This is a genomic window from Calorimonas adulescens, from assembly GCF_008274215.1.
Lineage (GTDB): Bacteria > Bacillota > Thermoanaerobacteria > Thermoanaerobacterales > UBA4877 > Calorimonas > Calorimonas adulescens.
Window position 1 is genome coordinate 139,826 of the sequence record NZ_VTPS01000003.1, and the last position, 12,635, is coordinate 152,460.

At 41.2% G+C, this 12,635-nt stretch carries 14 protein-coding genes; 12 read left to right on the forward strand and 2 right to left on the reverse strand.

Annotated elements, in window-relative coordinates; translation table 11 throughout:
- Positions 1-47: 47 nt before the first annotated feature.
- From FWJ32_RS03300 to FWJ32_RS03320, 5 genes are all read left to right on the forward strand, one after another.
- Entirely contained in the window at positions 48-1,955 is a 1,908-nt protein-coding gene (locus FWJ32_RS03300; protein ID WP_149544546.1) for a BglG family transcription antiterminator, read from the forward strand.
- 116 nt (positions 1,956-2,071) lie between these two features.
- Complete coding sequence (locus tag FWJ32_RS03305; protein WP_238988777.1) at positions 2,072-2,827, forward strand: DeoR/GlpR family DNA-binding transcription regulator; 756 nt, start codon at positions 2,072-2,074, stop codon at positions 2,825-2,827.
- 12 nt (positions 2,828-2,839) lie between these two features.
- The gene (gene pfkB, locus FWJ32_RS03310; protein ID WP_203227559.1) at positions 2,840-3,751 is read left to right on the forward strand and encodes a 1-phosphofructokinase; all 912 of its coding nucleotides are present in this window, start codon (positions 2,840-2,842) and stop codon (positions 3,749-3,751) included.
- Positions 3,751-3,888, forward strand: coding sequence for a PTS sugar transporter subunit IIA (locus tag FWJ32_RS03315; protein WP_149544548.1), 138 nt, complete (start codon positions 3,751-3,753; stop codon positions 3,886-3,888). The genes pfkB and FWJ32_RS03315 overlap by 1 nt, the downstream gene beginning before the upstream one ends.
- A complete protein-coding gene (locus FWJ32_RS03320) occupies positions 3,876-4,028 on the forward strand; it encodes a stalk domain-containing protein (protein WP_149544549.1) in 153 nt (50 codons plus the stop codon). The genes FWJ32_RS03315 and FWJ32_RS03320 overlap by 13 nt, the downstream gene beginning before the upstream one ends.
- A 171-nt stretch (positions 4,029-4,199) precedes the next feature.
- On the opposite strand, the gene FWJ32_RS03325 is transcribed toward FWJ32_RS03320, so the two are convergent.
- Positions 4,200-4,946: a response regulator transcription factor gene (locus tag FWJ32_RS03325; protein WP_149544550.1), complete on the reverse strand. Its 747-nt coding sequence runs from the start codon at positions 4,944-4,946 to the stop codon at positions 4,200-4,202.
- A 2-nt stretch (positions 4,947-4,948) separates the two neighbouring features.
- Positions 4,949-6,184: a sensor histidine kinase gene (locus FWJ32_RS03330; RefSeq protein ID WP_149544551.1), complete on the reverse strand. Its 1,236-nt coding sequence runs from the start codon at positions 6,182-6,184 to the stop codon at positions 4,949-4,951.
- 218 nt (positions 6,185-6,402) lie between these two features.
- Here FWJ32_RS03330 and eutM point away from each other — a divergent pair, with 218 nt between their 5' ends.
- From eutM to FWJ32_RS03365, 7 genes are read left to right on the forward strand one after another with little or no spacing between them, the layout of a single operon-like run.
- Positions 6,403-6,681, forward strand: a complete 279-nt coding sequence (eutM, locus tag FWJ32_RS03335) for an ethanolamine utilization microcompartment protein EutM (protein ID WP_149544552.1) — start codon at positions 6,403-6,405, stop codon at positions 6,679-6,681.
- 18 nt (positions 6,682-6,699) lie between these two features.
- Positions 6,700-7,491 (forward strand): propanediol utilization microcompartment protein PduB, encoded by a 792-nt coding sequence (gene pduB, locus FWJ32_RS03340; protein WP_149544553.1) that lies wholly within the window; start codon positions 6,700-6,702, stop codon positions 7,489-7,491.
- Between the two features lie 18 nt (positions 7,492-7,509).
- A complete protein-coding gene (locus tag FWJ32_RS03345) occupies positions 7,510-9,177 on the forward strand; it encodes a propanediol/glycerol family dehydratase large subunit (RefSeq protein ID WP_149544554.1) in 1,668 nt (555 codons plus the stop codon).
- A 14-nt stretch (positions 9,178-9,191) separates the two neighbouring features.
- On the forward strand, positions 9,192-9,839 hold the full coding sequence (locus FWJ32_RS03350) for a propanediol/glycerol family dehydratase medium subunit (protein ID WP_149544555.1): 648 nt from the start codon (positions 9,192-9,194) through the stop codon (positions 9,837-9,839).
- A gap of 11 nt (positions 9,840-9,850) precedes the next feature.
- Positions 9,851-10,372, forward strand: a complete 522-nt coding sequence (locus FWJ32_RS03355; protein ID WP_149544556.1) for a diol dehydratase small subunit — start codon at positions 9,851-9,853, stop codon at positions 10,370-10,372.
- A gap of 12 nt (positions 10,373-10,384) precedes the next feature.
- A complete protein-coding gene (locus FWJ32_RS03360) occupies positions 10,385-12,208 on the forward strand; it encodes a diol dehydratase reactivase subunit alpha (protein ID WP_149544557.1) in 1,824 nt (607 codons plus the stop codon).
- Positions 12,208-12,627 (forward strand): glycerol dehydratase reactivase beta/small subunit family protein, encoded by a 420-nt coding sequence (locus FWJ32_RS03365; RefSeq protein WP_149544558.1) that lies wholly within the window; start codon positions 12,208-12,210, stop codon positions 12,625-12,627. The genes FWJ32_RS03360 and FWJ32_RS03365 overlap by 1 nt, the downstream gene beginning before the upstream one ends.
- Positions 12,628-12,635 lie beyond the last annotated feature (8 nt).

Genomic DNA, 12,635 nt, shown 5'->3' on the forward strand with positions numbered 1-12,635 from the left:
AATACGACCTGTTGTTATATTTAAAACTATGATCGGAGGTGATTAAATTGCTGAACGAACGCCAAGAAAAAATCATAGCTATACTTAGGAACAACAAAAACTGGATGACGGGTAAAGAGCTTTCTGCATTTTTAAATGTTTCAGATCGCACCATAAGGTCTGATATTGCATACATAAATTTGTACTATAATGATATGCTTATTGAGTCAAATGTTAAAAATGGCTATCGCTTAAATATGGAAGCATTATCAAACTTGAATATTCATTCAGATCAGATGATTCCGCAAACATCTTTTCAAAGATGTTTTTATATTATTCATGAATTATTGTTCAAAAAAAACGAACTCAATTTAGTACATGCAGCAGATGAAGTGTTTGTCAGCTACTCTTCAATAGAAAATGATTTAAAAGAAATAAAAAAAATTTTAGAACCCTATCCGACACTTAAACTTGTTAGACGGAAGAATTATATATCTTTAGGGGGAAATGAAGAGGACAAAAGAGAGCTTTATGTAAACTTACTTGTGAAAAAGATAAAGGGGAATTTTTTAAATTTTGACCTTTTGGCAACTCTATTTCCAAATTTTGATATCCTTGCAGTAAAAGAATTATTGGAGAAGATATTTAAAAAGTATAATTACCATGGGAGAGAAATGGAATTTCCGGTAATCATAGCTTATATTGGAACTGCAATTGAACGTATGCTTTGTCATAAGTACATACAGGCAGGTGGGGGAAATGAAAACATTGCTAACAGCGTAGAATTTTCTATAGCATGGGAATTTTATAAAGATGTATCGAAAACGTTACATATGGAGATTAAAGAGGATGAAATCACTATTTTAGCCTTAATATTGCGTGGAAAAAGACAGGCTGATACTGACAATAGGGTACTACTACTAAATTATGATTATACAGTAAATCAATTGGTAAATGACATATTAGAAGACATATATATTCAGTTTGATGTAGACTTGAGGAAGGATGAGGATTTAAAGAAGGGACTATCTGCCCATATTCAGTTGCTTCTTGAGCGAAAAAAGAAAAATATTCATATTTCCAATTTGTTTTTAGATGAATTAAAGTATAAATACCCATTCTTTTTCGAAATGGCTATTCGAGTAGGTAAATTGATTGGAGACAAATTAAATATAACAATCGATGAGAATGATATCAGTTTTATTGAAGAGCATTTAGGTGGTGCTCTAGAGAGAATGAATTCTAAAAACAAATATAGAGTAATCATGATAAATCCAAATAATCAGGCTTTATCAAGTTTGTGTATAAAAAAAATAGAGAGTATATTTCATGAACGCATGATAATTGTTGGATCTATTAATTATTTTGAGAAGAAAGAAGTGCTTAAGGCAAAACCCGATTTGATTTTGACTACTGTACCATTAGAACATAATTTAAATATTTTAACAGTGCAAATTTCGATTTTTGTCAACTCGGAGGATGAGATCAAAATTTTTAAAGCTTTAAATTCACTTGATAGTGATAGATTTAATGAGAAATTTGTTATGAGCTTCAAGACTATGATAGAACCACGCTTCTTCTATTTTGATCTTGACTTGGATACCCCAGAAAAAGTTTTAAGTTTTATGAGTGATGAGCTCTATAATGCTGGTTTGGTTGAGAAAGATTTCAAGGAAGCAGTATTAAAACGAGAGGAACTTTCTCCTACATCGTTTATCTATTCTTTTGCAATCCCTCATCCACTTTCAGCAATCAGCAAAGAATCGAAAATCTCAGTGGCATTGCTAAAAAAGCCAATACAATGGGGAGAATTTCAAGTGAAATTGGTTCTGCTCTTAGCCATAAAAGAAGATAATCAGAGAATAATTCGGATTTTTTTTGATTGGCTAAGCAATGTAGTAAGTGATTCTAAAAAGCTATCTTCTCTCATGAAAGCAAAAAGTTATGATGAATTTATTAATAGTATTATTGAATAAAGGAATAAGGCGGTCTATACTGTCCGTCTTTTTTTATTGACTTTTTTACTTTGCTCATATATAATCATATTAGAGCATATAAAAGCATATACAATCAAAAATGAGCAGGTGATAGGATGTTCTCAGAGGAACGCAGGATAAGGATAATGGACATCATAAACTCAGGGAAAACGGTCACAGTAGAAGAGCTCAGCAAGATGCTGGATGTATCTGAGTCTACCATAAGAAGAGATCTAAAATACCTTGAGGGGAAAGGGCTTATACACAGAACTCATGGAGGAGCAATGAATCCATTGCCCACCAATTATGAGCCGACATTTTTGGAAAAGAAAGAAGAAATGATAGATGAGAAGAAAGCAATAGGCAGAAAGGCTGCTTCTTTGATTGAGGATGGGGATACAGTAATAATAGATTCGGGTACTACTACCATGGAAATAGTAAGAAACCTGAGTGTAAACAGAGCAAAGATTGTGACCAATTCGCCCCATGCAGCAATAGAGCTTCAGTATAGACAGGGCATTGAGGTGATATTGACTGGAGGTATGCTAAGGTACGAGACGCAGGCCCTGGTGGGACCTATAGCTGATGAACTTATTCAAAGGATTAAAGCTGATAAGGCATTTATAGGTACCAACGGCATTACCTTGGATGGTTTTACCACACCTAATGTGGTAGAGGCGGCTACAAAGAGGAACATGGTAAGGAACGCAGAAAAGGTCTACATTGTGGCGGACAGCACAAAGTTTAATAAGGCGTCTTTCATGAGGTTTGCAGACTTAGACGAGGTCGACTGTATAATAACGGACTCTAAACTGCCGGAGGACGTTTACAATGAATTTTCAGGAAATGGGATAGACATAATAAAGGTTTGAAGGATGGTAGAAATGATAGCTACAGTTACTTTAAATCCGGCCATAGACCATACGGTTTATGTGGAAAGGTTTGTGCCTTGCAGTCTCAACAGGGCAGCAGACTCTGAATATTCTATTGGAGGCAAAGGGATAAATGTATCTAAGGTACTGGCAGAGCTGGGGATATCGAGTATAGCTCTGGGCTTTCTTGGCAAGAATGCCGGACATATATCTGACGAACTTAAAGAAATGGGTATAACACCTGATTTTATTGAGGTGCCGGGGAACACACGGACCAATATTAAGATTATAGACCGCAGCAATGCGGCATCTACAGAAGTGAATGAACCCGGGCCGTGGATAACTCCCGAGTGGTTGAATGAACTTAAAGAAAGGGTGCTATACTGGGCAGAGAGGTGCGAGTATATCACGTTTTCGGGAAGCCTTCCACAGGGGCTGAATGAGGATATATACAAGGAACTTATTCAGATAGCCAAGGAGAAGGGTGCAAGGACTATACTGGATGCTGACGGAGAGTCACTGAGAAAGGGATTGGAATCGGCGCCTTATATGATCAAGCCCAATATTCATGAACTGAAAAATTTGGTCGGCCATCCACTGGATGATGAGAGGGAGGTTATGAATGTATGCAATGAGATTATATCCAGTGGCATTGAGGTGGTCATAGTGTCAATGGGCAGCAAGGGGAGTATATATGCAGATTCAAAAGGCGTATATAGGGCTTATCCATTGGAACTGGATGTGAAGAGCACTGTTGGTGCCGGTGATGCCATGGTGGCAGGTTTCCTGTATGCGGTTGACAGGGGGTTCGACGGGGAGTCCACAGCGAGGTTTGCGGCAGCCTCCTCGTCTTGCCGGATAATATCAGATTTTAAGAGAATAAGGGAATTTTATGAGAGGATAAGAATAGAGAGGTGGCAGTGATGGAGATATCTGAAGTATTAAAGCCCGAACTTATGAATTTTGAATTAAAGGCAAGAGGAAAGAGAGAGGCTATAGAGGAGCTGGCCTGGCCCTGGCCACAGTCCTTGCAAAGGACAGGTTCACTATGGTACTACTAGATACAGTAACAGCAACTAAGGGTAGTGATACCGTGAAGTTAACCGTTAGGAATAAGACAGCCTATAAGAACGGTTCTAAGATAGAGCTTGATGTTCCAGCTAAAGTAATCAATGGAGATGTTCCTGAAGCTTGGTGTTGATGCGATTATTACCAATGATCCTTTGCTCTTAAAAGAAACAGCCGATTCTGTTAAATAAAATAGAGGGCCTGGCCACATAGTCAGGCCCTCTTTAATGGTATCGCTGGACGAGGTTTTGGCAGGCATATCAATGCCGATGATAATGTCATTAAAAGCCAAAATGTGGTAGACTTAAAGCCGGGTTATAGTGGTCTTTTTGTTATCAATCCGGTATTTGTATGGAGAAATACCCTCATGTTTGCTAAACACCTTACTGAAATAGGCAGCATCAGTGTAACCGATTTCTAAGGATATCTCTTTAATGCTTTTATCTGTTTTTATTAGCAGCTCTTTAGCTCTTTTTATTCTCAGCTTTGTAATGTAGTCTATAAAGGTCATCCCAATATGGCTTTTGAAATATCTGCTGAAATATTGCGGATTTAGGTGAATATACTCTGACACGGATTCTAAATCTATATTCCTGTTAAAGTTCCTGTTTATGTAATCGATAGCATCAGATATTAGAGTGTTTTTGTCCATGTTGTCTGTGTTATCTCCACTGGATGCCTCGATAGACGATATGGTTTTGCTAATGACGGATACAATTTCTGCAGGTTTGGCAGGCTTTAATATATAGTCCGATATACCAAGTTTTATTGCTGCCTGTGCAAACTTGAAGTCATCATAAGCAGTGAGTATTATAATCTTGGTATTGGGGAATAACGATTTTATTTCCCTTGATGCCTCGAGCCCGTTTAGCTCTGGCATTTTTATATCCATCAGTATTATATGCGGCCTGGATAATTTGGCAATCTTAACGGCCTCACCTCCGTTTTTTGCCTCACCAACTATTTCTATATTCTTTAAGTTTTTTTCAATGATAATCCTTACGGCCCTTCTTTCCAGTGATTCGTCTTCAGCTATTAGTAGTTTATACATTTTTATACTACCTCACTTTGCATATAACTCTGGTATGGTATAGTTATATACACAGATGTTCCCTGCATGTAGCTGCTGTTTATGTCAACACCATACTCTTTTCCAAAGCAATGTTTAATTCTGCTTCTTACATTTTGCATACCCAATCCTGTAGAATATTCCGGGTTGTTTTCAGGTGTCTTTGTTAGGTCATAGAGCTTATTCTCATCTATACCGATACCGTTATCGGTAATCTCAATCATTATGTTTTTATCATCCACCTTCTTACCTGTAATAATTATCTTGCCACCATCCTTTTTTGGCTCAAGACCGTGAATTATGGCATTTTCAACGATGGGTTGGAGCGTCATAACAGGTATCTTACACTTTAATATAGACGGTTCTATGTTGATTTCATAGGTTATTCTGTCACCATATCTTGTTGTCTGGATAAATAAATATTTTTTTATATTATTGATTTCGGTCTCAATATCCACGAGTCGGTTAATGTTGTTCAGGCTATATCTTAATAGGTCAGAGAGGTTATATATAAGTTCCTCAGTGTTTGGTGCATCTTCTATCATAGCCATTCTGGCTATTGTATTTAAGGTATTGAAAAGGAAATGGGGATTGATTTGAGACTGAAGGGCTTTGAGCTCCATGTCATTTAATAACCGTTCAAGGTCCATTCGTTTTTTCATTTCTTCAACCAGTTCAGATTGCGCTATGTTAGCAACTCCCATCTTTGCGATGAAATTGGCAAACAGGTATAAAAAATCGGCAGCGTCTTTTATCTCATTATATTTAACCTTTGGTATCTCCTTTAATGCCGCCTCTAAATCTTCTTTTGACAATCCAAGTTCCCTTGAAAGTTTGATCAAGTTAATATGTTTGCTGTAGTCTATATTGTTTATCATTACCTGCCCGCATAACATGCATCCCATATAGTTGCCGTTTACAATGATTGGTGCTGCCACGTCGGTCAGGCCGGAATGGCAGTGGTATACTATCGGCTGTCCGGCTTTCATAGCATTAAATCCACCGTAAGCATCGGATTTCATGCAGCGGTCAAAGCCAAGTTTAGTACTTCTTATAAGGTTGCAGAACTTTGTGAAATTGCTCGGGTGTACAACTGGGATACCGTTTTCATCAACGGTAATGGATGCAACCTTCATTATTTTTGCATATCTATCCTGAATGTCCTGCAGGGATTGCAGGTCGATGACATCTTTAAGGTCATACGTATGCTGGGCGTTCATTGGAATCACCTCCATGCATCTATATAATTAAATTCTATCTTTAGTTAAAAAACCCTCTTTTATATTTGATATAGTAAAATTTAAACATAAAAAAATCAAAAAAATCCATATCAAGAGGGTAAATATAGTACACAAACACGATAAGGAATTACAGAGGTATTATTTAAAAAAAGTTGAATTAATAGAATGCAAAGTAAAATTAAAATGGAGGTGCCATTATGGGACAAGAAGCATTAGGTATGATTGAAACGAGAGGACTTGTGCCAGCTATTGAAGCTGCGGACTCTATGGTAAAGGCAGCGAACGTGACACTTATTGGTTATGAGAAGATAGGTTCTGGACTGGTCACTGTTATGGTCCGCGGCGATGTGGGAGCGGTAAAAGCCGCTACTGACGCAGGTGCTGCCTCAGCTAAAAGGGTTGGAGAGGTTATTTCTGTTCATGTAATTCCAAGGCCGCATACGGATGTAGAGAAGATACTCCCCAAAAATGAATAGATAGGGGGGAAGATGTAAGTGGACGATGCTATTCTCGCAAAGGTGCTTGAGGAAGTAAAAAAGAGGTTGAATGATGGCGGTAATATGAATGCGGAAAGAGAGGAGGATAAAGGTATGGATAACGTTGGAGTTACGGAGTTTGTTGGGACTGCGGTTGGAGACTCAGTCGGTCTTGTTATAGCAAATGTGGATTATGCACTTCATGAGAAGATGGGGATTGACAAGAGGTTCCGTTCAATTGGTATTTTGGGCGCCAGGACAGGCGCCGGGCCGCAGATTATGGCCGCAGATGAGGCCGTAAAGGCTACAAATACTGAAATTGTTTCTATTGAGATGGCAAGAGACACAAAGGGAGGAGCAGGGCATGGCTCTCTTATTATATTTGGTGCTGAGGAGGTCTCCGACGCCAGGAGGGCAATAGAAGTGGCACTCAAGGAGTTGAACAGGACTTTTGGAGATGTATATACATGCGATGCTGGACATCTAGAGCTCCAGTATACTGCAAGGGCAAGCCTGGCCATAAACAAGGCCTTTGGTGCCCCGATAGGGAAAGCCTTTGGACTTATTGTGGGTGCACCTGCTGCTATAGGGGTTCTCATGTCTGATACCGCTGTAAAGACAGCCAATGTTGAGATAGTGTCCTATGCCAGTCCTTCGGCAGGCACGGCGCATACCAATGAGGTTATCATCTCGGTTACCGGCGATTCAGGTGCAGTAAGACAGGCGGTAATCGCAGCCAGGGAAATTGGTTTTAAAGTGCTTAAGGCTATGGGACAGACGCCTGTCTCGGTTACTAATCCGTATATCTAAAAGATTGGTGGTGGTATGATGAAGAGATCAAAAAGGTTTGAGATTCTTGAAAAGAGAGACGTGAACAAAGACGGTTTTGTAAAAGACTGGCCAGAGGTGGGTCTTATTGCTATAGGCAGTCCAAATGACCCGAAGCCCAGTGTAAAGGTTGAAAACGGGAAAATTGTTGAAATGGACGGCAAACCGAGGGAACAGTTTGACTTCATAGATGCATTCATTGCGGACCACTCCATAAACATTGAAAATACAGTGAAGGCTATGTCTATGGATTCCCTGGAGATAGCAAGGATGCTGACAGATGTGAATGTGCCGAGAAGTGAGATCATTAAAATAACGACTGCCCTGACACCTGCCAAATTAGTGGATGTAGTGGATAAACTCAATGTCGTTGAGATGATGATGGCCCTTCAAAAGATGAGGGCAAGGAGGACACCGTCCAATCAGTGCCACGTTACAAACGTGAAAGACAACCCTGTGCTGATAGCAGCAGATGCGGCTGAGGCAGCGATCCGGGGCTTTGATGAGATGGAAACTACGGTTGGGATAGTAAGGTATGCCCCCTTCAATGCACTTTCTCTGCTCATCGGTGCGCAGACCGGTAGAGGCGGCGTATTAACGCAGTGTTCACTTGAGGAAGCGACAGAACTGCGGTTAGGCATGATGGGATATACCACTTATGCAGAGACAATATCTGTCTATGGGACTGAGCAGGTGTTTGTTGACGGGGACGATACACCGTGGTCAAAGAGTTTTTTAGCCTCAGCATATGCATCAAGGGGATTAAAGATGAGGTTTACTTCGGGCACAGGGTCCGAGGTGCAGATGGGTTATGCAGAGGGTAAATCCATGCTGTACCTTGAAGCAAGATGCATTATGATAACTAAAGGTGCCGGTGCACAGGGGCTACAGAACGGTTCTATAAGCTGCATAGGTGTGCCCGGTGCTGTTTCAGGTGGTATAAGAGCGGTATTGGGTGAAAATCTAATCACCACGATGCTTGATTTGGAGGTGGCTTCCGGCAATGACCAAACGTTTACCCATTCACCTATTCGTAAGACTGCCAGGACGATGATGCAGTTTTTGCCAGGGACAGATTTTATCTTTTCAGGATACAGTGCCGTGCCAAACTACGACAATATGTTTGCAGGTTCAAATTTTGATGCCGAGGATTATGATGATTATCTTATTTTGCAGAGAGATCTTAAGGTGGACGGGGGATTAAGGCCGATAAAAGAAGAGGAGGCAATTGCAGTAAGGAACAAGGCCGCAAGGGCTCTTCAGGCGGTATTTAAGGAGCTGGGGTTGCCACCTATAACCGATGAGGAGGTAGAGGCGGCAACATATGCCCATGGGAGCAATGATGTTCCTGAAAGAAATGTGGTGGAAGACCTCAAGGCAGCCCAGGACCTTTTGAAGCGTGGTGTAACGGGGCTCGATATAGTCAAGGCGCTGGCAAAGACAGGATTTAGTGATGTTGCAGAACGGGTGTTAAATATGCTCAAGCAGAGGATTGCAGGGGATTATCTGCATACGTCATCAATTTTTGATGATAAATTCCATGTTATATCAGCCGTAAATGATTGCAATGATTATATGGGCCCCGGTACCGGGTATAGACTTGAGGGTAAAAGATGGGAAGAGGTTAAGAATATAAATCAGGCTCTTGATCCTGATAAGATGGTATAAAAGGGGTGGTATAAATGGCAGGGGTTGAGATAAGTGAGGAGTTAATTGAGAGGATTACGCAGGAAGTATTAAATCAGCTCAAGGTGGAAAAGCCGAAACCAGTCTCAAGTTCAGGAAAAATGAAACTTATAGAATCGGGTGAGGCTAAAGAGGGAAGTCGCAGCGACGAGGTTGTTATAGCTATTGGCCCGGCATTTGGACAGTATCAAACAAAAACTATTATCGGCATCCCCCATGAGGATGTGCTCAGAGAAGTCATGGCTGGGATTGAGGAAGAGGGGCTGACACCAAGGGTTATCCGCGTACTTAGGACTTCAGATGTTGCTTTTATGGGACATGATGCAGCTACACTGAGTGGTTCGGGTGTGGGCATAGGTATACAGTCAAAAGGCACAACAGTGATTCATCAAAAGGATTTAGAGCCGCTTAATAATCTTGAGCTGTTTCCGCAGGCGCCTCTTATTGATAGGGAAACGTATAGGGCCATAGGGAAGAATGCGGCTAAATATGCAAAGGGTGAGTCTCCAAACCCTGTACCTGTGAGAAATGATCAGATGGCCAGGCCCAAATACCAGGCGAAAGCTGCAGTTCTCCACATTAAGGAGACAGAACATGTAGTGCCCAATGCAAAGCCCGTTGAGCTAAAAGTAGTCTTTGAATAGGGGTGAAAGATATGGATAACGCCATGATAGAAGAAATTGTGAAAGAAGTTTTAAAGTCACTGGATATTTCTGGAGAACCCATTGAGAAGAAGGAAGATAAGACTAAAGCAGACAGTTATAATGGTACACTATCTAAGGCAGATTATCCGCTGGCAGAAAAAAGGAAAGACCTCATAAAAACAGCTTCAGGTAAAGGGTTTGATGATATTAATATGGAGAATGTGATAAATGGGAGTATAAGGCCAGAGGATATAAGGATAACATCAGATGTGCTCCTCTATCAGTCTCAGATTGCTGAGTCTGTAGGCAGACATCAATTTGCACAAAACCTAAAAAGAGCGGCGGAGCTTACAAAAGTACCGGATAATAGGATTCTGGAGATATATAATGCATTACGACCATATCGTTCAACAAAAGAGGAACTCTTGAGCATAGCCGATGAACTGGAGAAAAAATATAATGCGGTGCTAAATGCTGCTCTTGTAAGGGAAGCAGCGGAGGTATATGAAAAGAGGGGAAGATTAAAGAAGTAAGGGGCGATATCTTTGAGACTTATTGCAGGTGTGGATATAGGGAATTCAACAACAGAGGTGGCAATTGCTGATATAGAGAATAGGCCCAGGTTTTTATCAAGCAGTCTGGTTAAAACTACAGGGATAAAAGGCACACCCGACAATGTTGCTGGAGTGAAAAAGGGGCTTGAGGAGGCCTGTAATAAGATAAATATAACTGTTTCAGATCTCGATTTTATATGTCTAAATGAAGCCACACCTGTTATCGGCGATGTGGCGATGGAGACGATAACAGAGACAATTATCACAGAATCAACTATGATAGGGCACAATCCAGACACACCGGGAGGCGTAGGGCTTGGCATAGGGAAAACAGTGTTCTTGGATGAATTAGACAATATTCACTCAAATGAAGAAGTGATCTGTGTAATACCTAAATCAACGGACTTTGAAATGGCCGCAAAACTTCTCAATAGGGCGACAGAGACTGGAGTAAAAGTAAATGGTGCAATTGTGCAGGGAGACGACGGAGTCCTTATATCTAACCGGCTGAAGAAGAAAATACCAATAGTTGATGAGGTGACATACATTGACAGGGTGCCTATGGGGATGATGGCGGCGGTGGAGGTTGCTGCGCCGGGTGAGACAATAAGGGTGCTCTCCAATCCTTATGGTCTGGCTACAGTGTTTCACCTCTCACCTGATGAGACAAAAAATGTCATCCCCATAGCCCGGGCCTTAATAGGTAACCGCTCGGCAGTCGTCATAAGGACGCCAGAGGGCGACGTCAAGGAGAGGGTTATACCTGCCGGTAAGATAATCATGTACGGCGCAAGGGAGAGAAGGGTAGGCATTGAGGAAGGTGCTGAAAAGATAATGTCTTCCCTGGAGGAGATATGGCCGCTGAATGATGTTAGCGGTGAGCCTGGAACCAATGTTGGTGGGATGATGGAGAGGGTAAGACAGGTCATGTCTGAGCTTACAGGACAGGGTATCTCGGACATAAAGATCCAGGATATCCTTGCAGTTGATACCTTTGTACCTCAAAAAGTAAAAGGAGGACTGGCTGGGGAATTTGCACTTGAAAACGCCGTAGCCCTTGCAGCTATGGTAAAGACAAACCGACTTCCCATGAATATAATTGCCAAGATGCTTGAAAATGAACTGCACATAAAGGTGATAATAGGCGGAGTAGAGGCAAACATGGCCATATTAGGTGCTCTTACGACACCCGGGACGGATAAGCCGCTCATCATACTTGACCTGGGCGGCGGTTCTACAGACTCAGCCTATATTGATAGGGAAGGAAAGGTTACATCTATACATCATGCGGGTGCAGGAGACATGGTCACAATGCTTATCAATTCAGAGCTGGGTCTTGATGATTTTAATCTGGCGGAAGATATAAAGAAATATCCCCTTGCACACGTTGAGAGCCTTTTCAACCTGAGGTATGAAGACGGTAATATAAAATTCTTTGATAAGCCCTTGGATGCTTCTTTATTTGCAAGGAATATAATTGTAAAACCTGATGAAATGATACCTATTCCCACAAAGCATTCATTGGAGAAAATAAGGGCAGTTAGACGTGAAGCCAAGAAGAAGGTATTTGTAACCAATGCGATTAGAGCTTTGAAGGATATTTCCCCTGGCAGGGAGCTTAGGGGTATAGATTTTGTGGTGCTGGTTGGTGGTTCAGCCCTTGACTTTGAAATACCAGAAATGATTTCAGACGAGCTCTCCCATTATGGGATAGTATGCGGCAGCGGAAATATAAGAGGGGTGGAGGGGCCGAGGAATGCTGTGGCTACCGGTCTGGTTTTGTCTTATTATGAAAGCTTGAAAGGAAGAGCCTAATGGGTAATAACGGAAATGTATCTATTTTTGTTATAGTTAAGGAACCAGAACAGGCACTGCTAAAAGAACTCCTTGCCGGTATTGAAGAAGAAGGGATACCATATACAGTGAGCAGTTTTGAAGGGGAAGCCTTGAATGAGACATTTAAGGCTTCGCAACTGTCAAAACTGGGCGTAGCAGTAGGGGTGTGGAAAAACAGGATTATATTGCATTACAGTAAGAGCAGAGGTTTTGGGCCACTATTTGATGGTGAATTAAATGGTTACGAAAAGGAAAGGGCCAGACGTATTGGCAACAACGCTGCGCGACTATATAAGGTAATGCCATTAAAGGACATGAGACCTAATATTACTATAAAAGAGATCGTTGATATGGTTAGGGAAAGAGTAATTGCTGCTTTGAAGGCAAAGCCGCTGTAAAGGAGGGA